Origin of the sequence: Alcanivorax sp. DSM 26293 (assembly GCF_900107995.1) — a bacterium.
Classification (GTDB): Bacteria; Pseudomonadota; Gammaproteobacteria; order Pseudomonadales; family Alcanivoracaceae; genus Alcanivorax.
Map to the genome: position 1 here is coordinate 34524 of NZ_FNUM01000001.1, position 16568 is coordinate 51091.

Sequence of the window (16568 nt, forward strand, 5' to 3'; positions counted from 1 at the left end):
GCTTTCGTCGGCAAGTGACGGATTGCGTCTGATTGTCTCTCACAGATTGCCCGCGGATTTATCCTGGCAGAAAAAGCGCGTCGGCAGAGCGTTGCAATTGCAACACTGAATCCAGCACCGGCCACTGCCATTGCGCCAGTTTACGCACCGGGAGCACGCCGACAACACTGTTGCACAAAAACACACCGCGAGCGCCGTGAAGCTGTGACAGCGGCCTCAAATCACAGGCCACCGTTTCCCCCCGCGCGGCCAGATGCGCCATGAGCCACTGGCGCATTACCCCGGCCACGCCGGCTCGGGCGGCCAGCAAGTCAGGTGTCCACCAATGATCATCGAAGCGGGCAAACAGATTCATCGCCGTGGCTTCCAGGGGCTGGCGACGGCAACTGAGCAGCAGCCCTTCGTGCCAGCCCTGACGAGCCACCTCACGACGAGCCTGTACCTGGGGAAGTCGATTGAGATGCTTGAGCCCGGCCAGGGACTCTGGATACAGAGGGGCATCGCACAGCCCCATTGTGATGCCCTGCTTGCGCAGCGGCTCGGACCAGACCGGTAGCGAACCCGCCTGCCACAACACGGTTGGCTGTGGCTCCGGGGGCGGCAGATAGCCCCGCCCTCCCGGCCCCCGGGTCAGGGTGAGTTTGACCACACCGGGCTTCCCTGCCAGGGCAGCGACGCCTTCCGCAATGGCTGCCTGGTAACGACACTCCGGCAGCACTGGCAACCCCAGCGCCCGCACTCCCTGTTGCAGGCGCCGGTGATGACCCGCCCAGAGAGGAACTCGCCCTTCGGCTGTCACTCTCAGGGTTTCAAACAGACCATCGCCATAGGCCAGTCCGCGGTCACGGGGATCGAGCATCACACCTTCTTGAACAGCAGGGTTCCGTTAGTGCCACCGAAACCGAAGGAATTGGACAGGGCGTAATCGATGTTCCGCTGCTGAGCCTTGTTGGCCACCAGATTCAGATCGCAGCCCTCGTCCGGTTCATGCAGGTTGATGGTGGGCGGTGCGATGGAATCACGAATGGCAAGGATGGAGAAAATGGCTTCCACCGCCCCGGCCGCGCCCAGCAGGTGACCGACCATGGATTTGGTGGAGCTCACCGCCAGCTTCTCGGCATGGGCACCAAACAGGGATTTGATGGCAGCAATTTCTGCCAGATCGCCCATCTGGGTAGAGGTGCCATGGGCATTGATATAATCCACCTTATCGGCAGAAACCCCGGCGTTGCGCAGGGCATTTTCCATGGCCTTCATGGCCCCGACACCGCCTTCCGCCGGCGCAGTGATGTGATAAGCATCATCACTCATGCCGAAACCCGCCAACTCCGCATAGATGGTCGCACCACGGGCCTTGGCATGTTCGTAGTCTTCCAGCACCACCGCACCCGCGCCGTCGGCCAGCACGAAACCATCCCGCCCCTTGTCCCAGGGACGGCTGGCGCCCTGGGGATCATCATTACGGGTAGACAGTGCCCGGGCAGCCGCAAAGCCCCCCAGGCCCAGCGGCGTGGAGCCTTTTTCGGAACCGCCCGCGACCATCACGTCTGCCTGGCCCAGCATGATCTGCTGGGCGGCAAAACCAATATTGTGCGTACCGGTGGTACAGGCCGTGGTGATGGCCACGTTGGGCCCCTTCATGCCGTACATGATGGCCAGATTCCCGGCAATCATGTTGATGATGGTGCCAGGCACAAAAAACGGCGACAGCTTGCGCGGGCCGGAGTCCAGCATCTTGACGTGATTGTCTTCAATGTTGGTCAGACCACCGATACCGGAGCCAAAAGCCGCACCGACCCGGTCACCGTCCTCCTTGTCCATATCCAGGCCCGCGTCACGGATAGCCTGAATCGCCGCCACAAGCCCGTACTGAATAAAGATATCCATCTTGCGGGCATCTTTCGGAGACAGGTAATCCGCAATGTCGAATTCCGGAACCAGCCCGGCAAAACGTGTGGAAAAGGCTTCCGTATCAAAGTGATCGATATTGCGGATACCGCTCTTGCCCGCCTTGATACCTTCCCAGGTGGAAGCCACATCCGCTCCCAGCGGCGTCAACATTCCCAGACCCGTGATCACTACTCGCCGTGACGTCACCCGAATACCTCCATCCATTATTTTTGCGGCAATAGCGACAAGGTTACTACAAAGTGCCGATCTGCTCGTCGCCGTTATGTAAGCAAAATCAACATTCTGGCCTTGCTTGACCAGCCATGGGGCCGTTCATTCTGCCCGGTTTTCATGACAACCGAACGACCTGTTCAGCGGCAACAAAAAAGCCGCAAGTTCTGAGGAACCTTGCGGCTTTCTTGATACTGCCTGAACGACTGAAATCAGCTGTGAGCCTTGATGTAATCCACAGCAGACTGAACGGTGCTGATCTTCTCAGCTTCTTCGTCAGGAATTTCAGTTTCAAACTCTTCTTCCAGGGCCATCACCAGCTCAACGGTGTCCAGGGAGTCGGCACCCAGATCTTCAACGAAGGACGCTTCTGATTTTACGTCTTCCGGCTTAACACCCAGTTGTTCAACGATGATTTTCTGTACGCGTTCTTCGATGCTGCTCATGATCCTATAACTCTCCTGATTAATGGTGTGCTAGCACCTGTCAGCGGCTATTCTAGGTGAACGCTGTTTGCGCTTGCAACCCAACCGAGCCAGTGCTGCAACTTCAAGTTTTTCCAAATATTTTCTTCTGTAAAAACAGTGTATTAGACCGCTTTTCCAGAAACCCTCCGGTGCCCACTTATTGGGCTATCCGGTAAACATGCCGCCATTGACATGCAAAGTGGTCCCGGTGACGTAACCGCCACCGTCACTGGCAAGCCAGCCAACCGCGCTGGCAATCTCACCGGGTTGCCCCAGACGAGCCAGCGGAATACCCGCCAGAAGTGCGTCCTTCTGCGCCTCTGGCAAGGCCTCCGTCATGTCCGTCTGGATAAAGCCCGGCGCCACGGAATTCACTGTGATGTTACGTGAGCCAAGCTCCCGCGCCAATGCGCGGGTGAAACCTTCTACCCCGCCCTTGGCAGCGGCATAGTTCGCCTGGCCCGCGTTGCCCATGGTCCCGACCACGGAGCTGATATTGATAATGCGACCCCAGCGCGCCTTGGTCATGCCTTTGAGGCAGGCCTTGCTGACCCGGTACAGGGAATTGAGGTTGGTATCGATGACATCTTCCCACTCGTCATCTTTCATGCGCAGCATGATGTTGTCGCGGGTAATCCCTGCATTATTCACCAGCACCAACGGTGCACCAAACTCATCATTGATGCTCTTTACCGTGCTGGCAACAGATTCCTTGTCGGTCACGTTCAGCACCTTGCCGGCACCGTTGGCGCCCAGCGCTTCACCGATAGCCGCAGCCCCTTTTTCGGAAGTGGCTGTGCCAACCACGAAAAAGCCATCTGCTACCAGCTGCTCGGCAATGGCGCGACCGATACCGCGACTGGCACCGGTAACCAGCGCGATTTTCTTTTCTGACATCCTTATTCTCCTTTCAGAGCGGCCTCGAAGGCCTCTCCGTTTTCCAGCGGCCGGGCAGCAATGTCCCGGTCAATCCGTTTGATCAGACCACTGAGCACCTTGCCGGGACCACATTCATAAACGTGGCTCACACCCTGCTCTTTCAACGCCTGAATGGTTTCCACCCAACGTACTGGCGAATAGAGCTGGCGGATCAGCGCGTCACGGATCTGCTCCGGCGCGGTTTCCATGGCCACATCCACATTATTGATCACGGGCATTTCCGCAGCATGAAAATTGGTGGCATTGAGCGTTTCGGCCAGCTTGTCCGCCGCCGGTTTCATCAACGCACAGTGGGACGGCACACTGACCGGCAGAGGCATGGCACGCTTGGCACCCGCTTCCTTGCAGGCGAAGATGGCGCGCTCCACGGCTGCTGCGGAGCCGGCGATCACTACCTGACCGGGCGCATTGAAGTTTACCGCTTCCACCACGTCACCTTCCGCCGCCTGGGCACAGGCCGCACGCACCTGTTCATCATCCAGACCCAGCACCGCCGCCATCTTGCCTTCTCCTTCGGCCACGGCCTGCTGCATCAGCTGTCCACGGGTACGGACCAGACGTACGGCATCACCCAGGTTGATCACACCCGCACAGGTCAGCGCGGTGTACTCACCCAGGCTGTGACCGGCAAGCAGATTCGGGCGCGGGCCGCCGCTCTGTTCCCAAAGCCGCCACAGGGCCACCCCGGCAGTGAGCAACAGGGGCTGGGTATTTTCGGTCTGGTTCAGGGCGTCCTGGGGGCCTTCCTGGCAGAGAGCCCAGATATCCAGGCCAAGGGCGCCGGAGGCTTCCTGGAAGGTCTGCTTTACCGCCGGGCGGTCGGCAAAGTCAGCAAGCATGCCAAGGCTCTGGGAGCCCTGACCGGGAAAAATAAAAGCAGTTTTGGACATTCACTATCCCCTTGAAAGTGCAGGTCGCAGTATGCCGGCTTTGCCGTTAGCTGTCCGGCTCACCCTGCAACAAAGTATTAATGTACTGTTTCAGGCGTCGGTGCCGCTGCTCGCAGGTGCCAGGGCATCGCGGATCAGCGCCGGCACATTGCGGCGCGCTTCCACTTCGGCCACTTCCAGGGCGCTGGTGAAGCCTTCCACCGTGGTACCGCCGTGGCTTTTCACCACCACGCCGCGCAGGCCAACCAGGCTGGCGCCATTGTAACGGTCCGGGTCCATGCGCGATTTCAAGCCACGGAACACCGGCAGTGCCAGCAAGGCGGAAAGCTTGCGCAACCAGGAACGCTCCGCTTCCTCGCGGATCATGTTCTTGAGCATCTTGGCCACGCCTTCCATGGTCTTGAGCGACACATTGCCCACAAAACCGTCGCAGACCACCACGTCGGCCTCACCGGCGAAGATGCCATCCCCTTCAATAAAGCCGGCGTAATTGATGTTTGGCGCATCCCGCAACAGCGCAGCGGCGTCCTTGATCTGCTCGTTGCCCTTGATATCTTCCTCACCGATATTGAGCAGGGCCACCCGGGGATGGCGTACCCCATCCACCGCATTGACCAGGGCTTGTCCCATGAGGGCAAACTGCAACAGGTGCTCTGGCTCGGAATCCACATTGGCGCCCAGGTCCAGCATATGACAGTGACCGGAGACAGTGGGAATGGCGGTGCAGATGGCGGGTCGATCCACCCCAGGGAGGGTTTTCAGTACAAAGCGGCTCACGGCCATGAGTGCGCCGGTATTACCGGCACTGATCGCCGCCTGGGCACGCCCTTCCTTGACCATGTTGATGGCCACCCGCATGGAAGAGTCTTTTTTCTGGCGCAGGGCCACGGCCACCGGATCATCCATGGCCACCAGTTCGCTGGCAGGCTGGACCGTCACCCGGGGATGGCCATCAAGGCCGGCCTTTTTGATGGCGTCAGCCAGCGGTTCCGGCTGGCCAACGAGAATAATGTGCAGATGTTCCTGGCGGGAAAGCATTGTTGCCACAGCAGGCACTGTCACGGCCAGACCGTGATCTCCCCCCATGGCATCCACCGCCAACGTCACAACCGACATGGGCTGTTTCCTTGTTATCAATTCAGCGGCGGACATTCTGACAAATTTCCGCCCATGGAAACATGGTGACTTCTTATTCGCTTACAAAAATGACCACTTACAAAAAATCCTCCCGAAGGAGGATTTCATGGTGCCTTTACAGGTGCAGGCACACAGCAAAACGGGAGCCCCTGGCTCCCGCGTCACTTATTCGTCGTCGGTCTCAACCTGACGAATCACCTGGCGGCCACGGTACATGCCGTCCGGAGAAATGTGGTGACGACGGTGAACTTCACCGGTGTTGGTATCTTCGGTCAGCGCGGCAGAAGTCAGCGCGTCGTGAGAACGGCGCATGCCGCGCTTGGAACGGGTTTTACGGTTCTTCTGAACAGCCATTTCGAACTCCTCGGGCGTTTATTCAGCCTGAATTTACTTGCCTTGACCTTTTAATTTGGCCAGCACGGCAAAAGGGTTATCCGCGTTTTCCTGTTTCTCAGGTTTACCGCTCTCGTGCGGTAAAGCTGTCGGGCAAGAGTCATGCAGTGCCACCAACGGCATGGCCAGCAACAATTCCTCTTCAAGCAGATCGGTGAGCACCATGGGCTCCTCACCAACCAGCCAGGGGTCCAGTCGCTCCGGCAACGCCTTGGCCTGATCCTCATTCCATACCAGCGCCACATTGATGGTCGCCTGTACGTCACAGGTCACTGGCTCCAGGCAGCGCTGGCATGGCAGCACCAGTTTCGTGCTAACCTCGCCCTCGATACGCCGATGCCCCTCTTCATCACGACCGAACGCCAGTGATATTGCTACCGGCTGGTCCAGACTTTCGTGGTATTCCTGCAGGCGAGGCAGGTCTCCAACGGTGAGCTGGCCCTCAACGACGCGACCCTGATCCGCGTATTTGCGGGGATCGAGGAACTGTGGCAGTTGCCCTGAAAACATAAGCGCGCAATTCTAGGGCCGCAAGGCCCGCCTGTCAAAGTTAATGTGGCCAGCTAAGCTACTGACGTGAAAAGAGTTTTTTGTAACCGGCAAAAAGATTACCGGTCTGGAGGCAGAAATCCGGCCCAGGCGGGTCATTTTACCCGGTTTAACGGCCTACAGCCCTTCTTCCATCCCGGGAAAATCACTACACTCTGCCGCGCCTGAAGCGGAGATTATCATGACCGACACCCCTGCCCTGTTACTTGCCTCATCCTCACCTTTCCGTCGCCAGTTATTGGACAAGTTAGGTCTGGATTTTATCCACCAGAGCCCGGATATCGATGAATCCCCCCTGGCGGGCGAATCTCCCCGTGAAATGGTGATGCGCCTGGCCCTGAACAAGGCCTCGGCCCTGGCCGGTGACCACCCGAATACACTGATTATCGGTTCTGACCAGGTCGCCGTGATCGGCGATCAGGTGCTGGGCAAACCCGGCACACGGGAAAAGGCCATCGATCAGCTGACGTCAGCCAGCGGCCAGAGGGTCACTTTTCTTACCGGCCTGTGCCTGCTCAATACCGCCACCGGACGAAGCCAGGTGGCCTGCGACCCTTTTCACGTGCAGTTTCGCACTCTGCGCCCGGAACAGATCGAGCGCTATGTGGACGCAGAACAACCTCTCAATTGCGCCGGCAGCTTCAAATCCGAGGGACTGGGCATCGTCCTGTTCAAGGCAATGGAAGGCCGCGACCCCAATACCCTGGTGGGCCTGCCGTTGATTCTGTTGACGGAATTCCTGGCAGCGGAAGGACTCTCTCTGCCTCTATAAAGGAATGGCGCGGGTTCCGGAGCAATGCGGCCTCCGGAACCCGCCAGCTGGCGGCGCTCTTTCAGCGAATTTCCGGAGCCGCCAACAGGCCCAGCGTCTTGGCGACACCTTCGCCGATGGAAACACCGAAACGACGCACGAACTCTTCCAGGGGCGAGCGGCTGACGCTGTAGTTCACCATCTCTTCCAGATTGACCACATCCCGGGCCACGTCACCGGGGCTTTTCAGGCCATCCACCAACCCCAGATCCAGCGCTTTCTCACCGGTCCAGAACAGGCCAGAGAAAATCTCCGGATGGGTATCTGCCTTGAGACGATCGCCTCGGCCATTCTTCACGGCGGTAATAAACTGCTGATGGATCTCATCCAGCATCGTCTGCATATGCTCTCGATCATCCGCACTGATCGGGGAAAACGGATCCATTACTGCCTTGTTTTCTCCTGCGGTGAGCACACGGCGCTCCACACCCAGCTTGTCCGCAGCTTCCTGGAAACCGAAACCGGCCATAATCACACCGATGGACCCCACGATACTGGCGGGATCCGCATAAATTTCATCCGCGGCAGAGGCAATATAATAGGCACCAGAGGCACCGAGATCGGTAATGGCGGCGTACACCTTCTTCTCCGGGTACTCGGCACGCAGCCGCTTGATCGCGTTGTAAACCTGGTTGGACTGCACCGGGGAGCCGCCCGGGCTATTGATCTTGAGGACGATAGCTTTGGCGTTTTCCGCTTCGAAAGCCCGCGTCAGGCCGGAGACAATCATATCCGCACTGGCATCCTGATCCGGGGCAATCACGCCGGAGACGTTAACGAACCCCACATGCTCCTCGGTGACTGTCATGCTTTCCCCGGTTTTGCCCGGCAACATGACGAAAAGCAGCACGAAAAGGTAAACGAAAGTGAGAATCTTGAAGAAAATACCCCAGCGACGGGATTTGCGGTGCTCGTCCTGGGCCTGGCCCAGCAATTTCTCGATGAGTTTCCACTCTCGCTCATTCCCGGGACGGGAAGATGGGGGCTGATTTTCCATTTACAGACTCTCCGTAACCAGTTCAGTGGCTGCCAAACCCAGTACAGGCAGCAGATGGTGCAATCTATCAATGACAGCCAGAGGCTCACAAGGCAATAGCTTCTCCACCGGGTGGGCACCGTAACTGACCGCAACACGATCAACACCGGCGGCACGAGCCATCTCCAGATCAAACGTGGTGTCACCCACAACAATCGCCCTCTGTGCCGGCACCGCCAGCTCTTCGAGCAACTCCAGCACCATGGCGGGATGGGGCTTGGAATGACTTTCATCGGCGCAACGGGAGGCATGGAAGTAACGATCCAGCCCGGTATTGCCCCATACCCGCTGCAACCCCTTGCGGCTTTTGCCTGTGGCGACCGCCAGCTTCAGCCCGGTATCCCGCAGTTCGGTCAATAACGATTCGGCACCGGGATAGAGCGCGCTGGGGGTCGCCTCTGCGGCAATAAAGTGGAATGCATAGCGCTCGCGCATGGATTCGATGCCACCGCCGTCCAGCACCGGGTACAGGGTCCCGATTGCCTCCGGCAGCCCCAGTCCGATAATGCTGCGCACCACTTCATCGGGCAGTGAAGGCAACCCCAGATCCCCCGCCGCAAGCTGCATACAGCTGACGATACGCCCGGTGGAGTCCATCACCGTGCCATCCCAGTCAAAGATCACCAGATCATAATTCACCGGGCACCTCGCAGGGCGGTCAGGATGGCCTCGAAATCCTCATCCAGCGGCGCGGTGAGGGAAACCGTCTTGCCGGTATTCGGGTGTGGAAAAACCAGGGTCCGGGCATGCAGGCACAGCCGTTTGTGACCGATGCTGGCCAGCAACGCGGCGCCTTTGTCCGTGCCGTATTTGTCATCCCCCAGCAGAGGGAACCCGCCAAACTGGCTGTGCACGCGAATCTGGTGTGTGCGCCCGGTTTCCAGGGTGGCTTCTACCAACTGTGCGTCCGCCAGCCGCTCCAGCATGCGAAAATGGGTCACCGAGGCTTTGCCTTCCCGTGACACCCGGACGATTCGCTCGTTGCCGTTCTGCATTTTCAGCAGAGGCGCCTCCAGGGTCCGCTCCTTGCCCTTGAACCCCTGACAGAGCAGCCAGTAGCGTTTCTCTACCTGACCGGCCTGCATCAGTCGCTGCAGCTTGCGCAGAAAGGCACGCTTGCGGGCCACCATGATCAGGCCGCTGGTATCCCGATCCAGTCGGTGTACCAGTTCCATTTCCTTTTCCTGGGGGTAAATGACCCTCAGGGCCTCAATCAGCCCCAGGCTCACCCCACTGCCGCCATGCACGGCCAGCCCCGCGGGCTTGTTGAAAACGAAAAGCTGGTCATCCTCATAGACGCAGGCACGGCTGAGCCGCTCGGTAAGTCCGCTGCTGACCACCGGTGGCGCCTCGGATTCACTGGTACGGATAGGAGGGATACGCACCACATCACCACTGGCCAGCCGGGTAGTCTGTTTGGCACGCCCTTTATTCACCCGCACCTCCCCGGAGCGGATAATCCGGTAGACACGGGATTTGGGCACCCCTTTGAGGTGGGTGAAGAGGAAATTGTCCAGGCGTTGACCGTGACGGCCTTCGTCGATGGTCACGAAGCTGACACGATCCGCTGCGGGGGTCTCGTCTGACATGGCGGCGATTCTATAGAAAAGCAGTTAATAGTGAACAGTTAACAGTGAATAGTTGCGCGCAAAAGTGCATTCTCACCAAAAATGCCGCCAGCTCGCGCCCAACTCCCAAGCGCGCGCATACACCTATCAACAACACAGAATCGATATCGCGAAGCTATTAACTGTTAACGATTAACTATTCACTGCACTGTTCCTATCTGATTGATCCCCCTTGGCTTTTGCTGCTATAGTCAAGCGTCGACCTGAATATAGGCGACGGCGACGCGCAGCGAACATTCGCCGTCCGGCCCGCTCCGGCATAGCCGAGAAGACAGAGCCCGCCTCAGGTTTACAACAAGCGTTATAGCCCATTCGCAGAATGCAGTGTGGGCAAACGCTGCAGATGAACCCATTTAAACAGCGTCCGATGACGGACCCTGAACATTAACGATGGTGGCTGCAGCGCCGGTCAAACGACCTGGAAAACAGACAGACAAGAGTTTACACATTGCTGTGTGACGCTAACCACGGCAATCGCGTGAAGCATTATAGACTGGCCACTTGCCAGTACGATTACGCACTAAACATTGCACACAACTCGGAGAGCCGCTGACTCAGGCACAATCATCACCCAGGAAAGCGATCAAACACGCCCAGCGTGCGCCCTGCCCGTGACAAGCCTGCCAGCACTCCCCCTGGTCTGCTACCGGTTACATTCCGGCCCTGCCTCATGCCACCACAACCTTGTGGTAGCACCATGAAACGTATGCTTATTAACGCCACTCACCCTGAAGAGGTTCGGGTGGCACTGGTCGACGGCCAACGGCTGTATGACCTGGATATCGAACACAGAACCCGCGAACAGAAAAAGGCCAATATCTACAAAGGCAAGATCACCCGGGTAGAACCCTCCCTGGAAGCCGCCTTCGTGGACTTCGGCGCTGAACGCCACGGTTTTCTCCCTCTCAAGGAAATCTCCCGCCAGTACTTCCAGAAAGACCCGAAAGATATCCAGGGTCGCATCAACATCAAGGAAGTCATCAAGGAAGGCCAGGAAGTCATTATCCAGGTGGCCAAGGAAGAGCGCGGCAATAAAGGCGCCGCCCTTACCACCTTCATCAGCCTGGCCGGCCGCTATCTGGTACTGATGCCCAACAACCCCCGGGCCGGCGGTATTTCCCGTCGCATTGAGGGTGAGGAACGCCAGCAGCTCAAGGAAGCCCTGGGCGCGCTGACCATCCCCGATGAAATGGGGGTCATTGTTCGCACCGCAGGGCTGGGCCGTAGCGCCGAAGAACTGCAGTGGGACCTGAACTACCTGCTGAAGCTGTGGAATTCCATTGATGATGCCTCCCGGGAACGCAAGGCGCCCTTCCTGATCTACCAGGAATCCAACGTCATCATCCGCGCCATTCGCGATTATCTGCGCAAGGACATTGGCGAAGTCCTGATCGACTCCAAAAAAGTCTACGACGAGGCCCAGGGCTTCGTGCAGCAGGTCATGCAGGACTTCCAGCACAAGATCAAGCTGTACAGCGATGAGACCCCGCTCTTTTCCCGCTTCCAGATCGAATCCCAGATCGAGACCGCCTTCGAGCGTGAAGTGAAACTGCCGTCCGGTGGTTCCATTGTCATCGATCCCACCGAAGCGCTGGTATCCATCGATATCAACTCCTCCCGGGCCACCAAGGGCGCGGACATCGAGGAAACCGCCCTGAACACCAACCTGGAAGCGGCGGATGAAATCGCCCGCCAGTTGCGCCTGCGTGATATCGGCGGCCTGATCGTGGTGGACTTCATCGACATGGGGCCGGCACGCAACCAGCGGGATGTGGAAAACCGCATGCGCGATGCCCTTGAGGCTGACCGGGCCCGTATCCAGCTGGGTCGCATCTCGCGCTTTGGCCTGCTTGAGCTGTCCCGACAGCGGCTGCGGCCGAGCCTGGGTGAAACCTCCAGCATTGTCTGCCCGCGCTGTAACGGACAGGGCCATATCCGTGACGTGAAATCCCTGGCGCTGAGCATCCTTCGCCTGATCGAAGAAGAGGTCATGAAGGAGCGCACCGGCGAGATCCAGGCCCAGGTACCGGTGGCCGTGGCCACCTACCTGTTGAACGAAAAGCGCGAACCCCTGCGCGCCATTGAAGATGCACATAACGTTCGTGTGGTCATCATCCCCAACCAGAATCTGGAAACCCCGCATTTCGAGGTGGAACGGATTCGCGATGACCAGACCACCGCCCAGCCAAGCCATGAGATGGAGCTGCTGGAAGGAAACAAGGATGCGGATATCGCTTCCGCCCAGGATACGGAAATCAAGACCCAGGAGCCGGCGGTCAAACTGATGGCGCCGGATACCGCCCCGCCAGCGCCGAAGCCGGCTCCGGCACCGGCGGCTACCGCAAAAGAAAATCTGGGTATCCTGGCCCGCTTCTTCACCTGGCTGGCGCAGATCTTTACCAGCGAGCCCAAGCCGGCCAAGGTCAAGAAACCCCAGCCCCAGGGCAAGGGTAACCCGCGCCAGCAACACTCCCGCGGCGGTCGCGGCGGCAACAATCGCAACCGTAACGACAACCGAAACAAGCAGGATGCTGGCAAGAGCGGTGGCAAGGGTGGCGACAGTGATAATCGCAATCCGCGCAACAAACGCCAGAACGACAAGGACGGGGGCAATCGCAAGAACGATAACCGCCAGTCGGACAACCGTTCCGCAGACCGCTCCGGCGACAACAAGGACGACAATCGCAACGAACGTCGCGGCCGTAACGACAACCGTCGTAACCGCAACGACAACCGTGGCGGCGACAACCGTAACGACGGTCGTAACAATGAAGGCCGCAATGACCACAAGGGCGACAAGAGCGACGGCGGTAACAAGCCACGCAACAAGAAGCCCCAGCAGCAGGACAACACCGAAGGCAGCAGTGACAGCAAGGGGCCCAAGGCACCCCGTCGCAACGATGCCAAGGATGACCGTCCCCTGCGCGAACGCCAGCGTCCTGCAAAAACTGCAGCCAGTGGCGACAAGCCTGCTGGCGAGCAGAAGCCCCAGCAGGCTCAGCCGGCCCGCAACGTGAAGCAGGGCGACAAGCCGCAACCGACCCGCTCCCCTGCCCCGGCAGCGGAGCAGGACGATGAAGGCCATCCGCCGGCGAAGCTGGTTCCGGCACAGGAACCCACTGCCAGTGCGCAGCCTCAGGCAGCCAGCAAGGTGGAGAAAACGGAGAAAGCCGAAAGTGAACGCGCGGCCAAGCCGGCACAGCCTCAGGAAACGGCCAAAACCGAAAAGGTAGAGACAGACGCCGAGGCACAACCCGCTGAGCAAGCTGCCACCCCGGCTCCGGTTGCGGAAAAGCCGCAAGCAGACACCCAGCCCAAGCAGCCGGTAAACGCCGAGCCGCCAGTGAAGGCTGAAGCGAAACCGCACGCTGAAGCGCCCGAGAAACCGGCCGAAAAACCGGTAGCGCCCGCGCCTGCTGCGGAGAAACCTGCCCAGGAAGCGGAAGCGTCCCAGGCCGAAACGCCGAAAGCGGCCGCGCCCAACGCTGAGCAGCCCGCCGCTGCACCGCAACCGGCTGCTGCCAAAGCCCCTGAGCAAGCTGCGCCACAAGCCCAGGACACGGCCAAAGCAGAAACGCCTGACCAGGCGCCCGCTGCAGAGGCCCCGGTTCAGGCGGAAGACAAGCCTGCCGCCAGCGAACCGGTGGCAGAAAAGAGCCCGGCCGAAGGCGATACGACGGTCCGCGCCAGCAATGATCCGCGCCAGCCGGGCTACCAGCGCACTGCGCCGGCTCCCCGTGAAGCGGAGAAGCCGAAGGCGGCCCCCGAGCCGGAAGCCAATGCGCTCCCCAGCCGGGCCACCGAGGTGAAAGCGGTACGCGCCGAAGCCAAGCCCGCCGCCGCAGAAATGGGCCGGGCCAGCAATGACCCGCGCCAGCGTCGTCGGCAGCAACAGGCCGAAGCGGCCGCCGCCAAAGCCGCAGAAGAGGATGCTTCCTCGGAATCCTGAGGTAAGCGGACTCTTCACTATAAAAAAGCCCCGCTCTTTTGAGCGGGGCTTTTTTTATGGGTGCTTTCCAAAACGTAGGGTGCACTGAGCCTAAGGCGAACTGCACCGATCCAGCGTTTGAATGGTGCAGTTCGCCTTAGGCTCAGTGCACCCTACGCAACCTGTGATAACGGTGAGGGATTCAGCGTCCGAGGTTCGTTTGTAAAAGGCGCCTTGCCGCCGAACTCTTCACGCGCAAGCACCTATGCGCTCTCGTTCGTACAGCTCCGCTATTACGGCAGCAGGACCGGCTCCTGCTCCAGGCTGACGCCGAAGCGCTCCCACACATCACGACGCACGGCAGAGGCCAGTGCCAGCACATCATCGCTGGTCGCGCCGCCATGGTTGACCAGCACCAGGGCTTGCTCAATATGCATACCGACTGGACCCAACCTGCGGCCCTTCCAACCGGCCTGTTCTATCAGCCAACCGGCAGCCAGCTTGATGCCCTCGGGCTGCTCATAGCCCACCAGGCCCGGGAAGCTCTTTTTCAGTTGCCCCGCCTTGCTGGCAGTGACCACCGGATTTTTGAAAAAGCTGCCCGCATTGGCCAGTACCGCCGGGTCAGGCAATTTACTCTGACGCACGGCAATCACTCGCTCGCGCACGGACGCCGGCGATATTTCGTCACTGGGTAAATGGCCGAAGTATTCTTTCAGGGGACCATAACTCACATTACAGGCGGGTATCTTGTTGAGGCGCAGCTCGATGCCGGTAATCACATAACGGCCGCGATCACGGCTTTTGAAACGGCTGTCACGGTAGGCGAACGCACATTCTTCGGCAGCAAAGTGAGTCACCCGACCGGTTGCCACTTCCATGACGGTCACCTGCTCCAGCACTTGCGACAGCTCTACCCCATACGCCCCGATATTCTGGAAAGGTGCCGCCCCGGCGGTGCCGGGAATCAATGACAGGTTTTCCAGTCCCTGCCAGCCCTGCTCCACCGTCCAGCCCACCAGGTCATCCCAGTGCACTCCCGCACCGGCAGCGACCCAGACACAGTGTTCATCCTCTTTTACCCTGGCCATACCGTCCATGGCCGGACACAGGGTCAGACCGGGCAAATCATTCTGGATCACCAGATTGCTGCCTTCACCGATTACATGTAACGGCTGTGATGGATCCCGCGTTGCCAGCACCTGCTCCAGGGCATCCAGCGTGGCCGGCCGGGCCAGACGTCGGGCCCGGGCAGGCAGGCGCAGGGTGTTCAGTGCACTCAGATCCGCATCCGTTTCTATCAGTGCCGGCGGCAGGCTCATAGCCGCTCCCGCAACGCGTCCAGCAGACCGTCGGCACCGCCCTCAATCAGGTCCAGTACCCGGTCGAAACCGTCCTCGCCGCCATAGTAGGGATCCGGTACCTCTTTCACTGACGCGGCGGTGGAGTAATCCAGAAACCGGCCCAGCGTCACATTCACATCCGCTGGCTGCATGGCTTGCAGATCCGCCAGATTGGTATTGTCCATGGCCAATACCACATCAAATTCATAGAAGTCCTGCGGGCTCACCTGCCGAGCACGCAGGGTATCCATCTGGTAACCGCGGCGGGCCGCCGCTTCCCGGGTGCGGGGATCCGGGGCACGACCGATATGCCAGTCACCGGTACCGGCGCTGTCGATACGGATATGCGCCTCCAGCCCGGCGGCGATCACCCGCTCGCGAAAGACCGCTTCAGCGGTCGGCGAACGGCAGATATTACCCAGACAGACGAACAGGACGGACACCGTCATACCTGCCCTCCCAGTTGTTTTCGCAGCCGCTCCAGATCTGCCGGGGTATCCACCCCGCCGGGTACGACCTCAGTGGCCGGCGCCACATGGATCGCCACGCCGTTGGCCATGGCTCGCAGCTGCTCCAGGGATTCCAGTTGTTCCAGCTGGGCTGGCGGCCACTGGACATATTGGTGAAGGAAAGACACCCGATAGGCATAGATGCCGATGTGCCGCCACCACTGGCCATCGCGGATATCCCTGCCACCCTCCGCAAAGCCATCGAGATGCCAGGGGATCGGCGCACGGGAAAAATACAGGGCTCGACCCTGGTCATCGAACACCACTTTCACCACATTGGGGTTGAACAGAGAGTCCGCATCATCGATGGGCTCACACAGAGTGGCCATCTGGCAGGAAGGATTGGCGGCCAGGTTGGCGGCTACCTGGTTAATCACCGACGGCGGTATCAACGGCTCATCGCCCTGCACATTGACGATGATATCGTCATCGGCCAATCCCAGTGTGGCGGCCACTTCCTGAAGACGATCGGTGCCCGAAGGATGGTCCTCCCGGGTCATCACCACCGGCACCTGTCCGTCCAGGGCAGCCGCAATGCGGCTGTCATCGGTGGCCACATAGACCTGCCCCGCCTCACTCTGCTGGCAGCGCTCGGCGACTCGTACCACCATGGGTTTGCCGGCAATATCCGCCAGCGGTTTACCCGGTAGGCGGGTTGATGCGTACCGGGCAGGCACCACCACATAAAAGCTCATCAGAAAACCTCATTGTTTGCAGCTACTCAGGATGAGTTGAAAGTTTAAAGTTCAAAGTTGAAAAGCACGGGCCGGATCCGTGTTGAATCTTTAATACTGCACCCGCGCACCGACTGCAGCGC

16 protein-coding genes are annotated in these 16568 nt (G+C 59.5%); 2 read left to right on the forward strand and 14 right to left on the reverse strand.

The annotated features are described in order from the left end of the window. Positions 1-58: 58 nt before the first annotated feature. The 8 genes from pabC to C4S63_RS00155 form a co-directional block, all read right to left on the reverse strand. Positions 59-859, reverse strand: a complete 801-nt coding sequence (gene pabC / locus C4S63_RS00120) for an aminodeoxychorismate lyase (RefSeq protein ID WP_200819487.1) — start codon at positions 857-859, stop codon at positions 59-61. Next, positions 859-2097, reverse strand: coding sequence for a beta-ketoacyl-ACP synthase II (gene fabF, locus C4S63_RS00125; protein ID WP_197461898.1), 1239 nt, complete (start codon positions 2095-2097; stop codon positions 859-861). Before fabF ends, pabC begins: the two co-directional genes overlap by 1 nt. 236 nt (positions 2098-2333) lie before the next feature. Then, positions 2334-2567, reverse strand: a complete 234-nt coding sequence (acpP, locus tag C4S63_RS00130) for an acyl carrier protein (protein WP_035233967.1) — start codon at positions 2565-2567, stop codon at positions 2334-2336. A gap of 186 nt (positions 2568-2753) precedes the next feature. Continuing rightward, positions 2754-3485, reverse strand: coding sequence for a 3-oxoacyl-ACP reductase FabG (fabG, locus tag C4S63_RS00135; RefSeq protein WP_103916338.1), 732 nt, complete (start codon positions 3483-3485; stop codon positions 2754-2756). A gap of 2 nt (positions 3486-3487) precedes the next feature. Next, positions 3488-4417: an ACP S-malonyltransferase gene (fabD, locus tag C4S63_RS00140; protein WP_063508349.1), complete on the reverse strand. Its 930-nt coding sequence runs from the start codon at positions 4415-4417 to the stop codon at positions 3488-3490. 90 nt (positions 4418-4507) lie between these two features. Beyond that, entirely contained in the window at positions 4508-5533 is a 1026-nt protein-coding gene (gene plsX / locus C4S63_RS00145; protein ID WP_062816567.1) for a phosphate acyltransferase PlsX, read from the reverse strand. A gap of 186 nt (positions 5534-5719) precedes the next feature. After that, a complete protein-coding gene (gene rpmF, locus C4S63_RS00150) occupies positions 5720-5908 on the reverse strand; it encodes a 50S ribosomal protein L32 (RefSeq protein ID WP_035247326.1) in 189 nt (62 codons plus the stop codon). A 33-nt stretch (positions 5909-5941) separates the two neighbouring features. Then, positions 5942-6457: a YceD family protein gene (locus tag C4S63_RS00155; protein WP_062816566.1), complete on the reverse strand. Its 516-nt coding sequence runs from the start codon at positions 6455-6457 to the stop codon at positions 5942-5944. Positions 6458-6677: 220 nt separating this feature from the next. Here C4S63_RS00155 and C4S63_RS00160 point away from each other — a divergent pair, with 220 nt between their 5' ends. Beyond that, positions 6678-7268: a nucleoside triphosphate pyrophosphatase gene (locus C4S63_RS00160; protein ID WP_103916339.1), complete on the forward strand. Its 591-nt coding sequence runs from the start codon at positions 6678-6680 to the stop codon at positions 7266-7268. 61 nt (positions 7269-7329) lie between these two features. Here C4S63_RS00160 and sppA read toward each other — a convergent pair whose 3' ends face one another. From sppA to C4S63_RS00175, 3 genes are read right to left on the reverse strand one after another with little or no spacing between them, the layout of a single operon-like run. Continuing rightward, positions 7330-8304 (reverse strand): signal peptide peptidase SppA, encoded by a 975-nt coding sequence (sppA, locus tag C4S63_RS00165; RefSeq protein ID WP_103916340.1) that lies wholly within the window; start codon positions 8302-8304, stop codon positions 7330-7332. Beyond that, positions 8305-8982, reverse strand: coding sequence for an HAD-IA family hydrolase (locus tag C4S63_RS00170; RefSeq protein WP_062816563.1), 678 nt, complete (start codon positions 8980-8982; stop codon positions 8305-8307). It lies immediately after the preceding gene. Continuing rightward, on the reverse strand, positions 8979-9932 hold the full coding sequence (locus tag C4S63_RS00175; protein WP_062816562.1) for an RluA family pseudouridine synthase: 954 nt from the start codon (positions 9930-9932) through the stop codon (positions 8979-8981). Before C4S63_RS00175 ends, C4S63_RS00170 begins: the two co-directional genes overlap by 4 nt. A gap of 736 nt (positions 9933-10668) precedes the next feature. Between C4S63_RS00175 and rne the strand changes: the two genes are divergently transcribed. Next, positions 10669-13920 carry a ribonuclease E gene (gene rne / locus C4S63_RS00180; RefSeq protein WP_103916341.1) on the forward strand — a complete coding sequence of 1084 codons (3252 nt, stop codon included), beginning with the start codon at positions 10669-10671 and terminating at the stop codon, positions 13918-13920. Positions 13921-14192: 272 nt separating this feature from the next. Here the strand turns inward: rne and murB are convergent, their stop codons facing one another. The 3 genes from murB to kdsB are packed head-to-tail and all read right to left on the reverse strand — an operon-like array spanning position 14193 to position 16446. Then, positions 14193-15221 carry a UDP-N-acetylmuramate dehydrogenase gene (gene murB, locus C4S63_RS00185; RefSeq protein WP_062816560.1) on the reverse strand — a complete coding sequence of 343 codons (1029 nt, stop codon included), beginning with the start codon at positions 15219-15221 and terminating at the stop codon, positions 14193-14195. Continuing rightward, positions 15218-15691 carry a low molecular weight protein-tyrosine-phosphatase gene (locus C4S63_RS00190; RefSeq protein WP_197461892.1) on the reverse strand — a complete coding sequence of 158 codons (474 nt, stop codon included), beginning with the start codon at positions 15689-15691 and terminating at the stop codon, positions 15218-15220. The genes murB and C4S63_RS00190 overlap by 4 nt, the downstream gene beginning before the upstream one ends. After that, the gene (kdsB, locus tag C4S63_RS00195) at positions 15688-16446 is read right to left on the reverse strand and encodes a 3-deoxy-manno-octulosonate cytidylyltransferase (RefSeq protein ID WP_103916342.1); all 759 of its coding nucleotides are present in this window, start codon (positions 16444-16446) and stop codon (positions 15688-15690) included. The genes C4S63_RS00190 and kdsB overlap by 4 nt, the downstream gene beginning before the upstream one ends. Positions 16447-16568 lie beyond the last annotated feature (122 nt).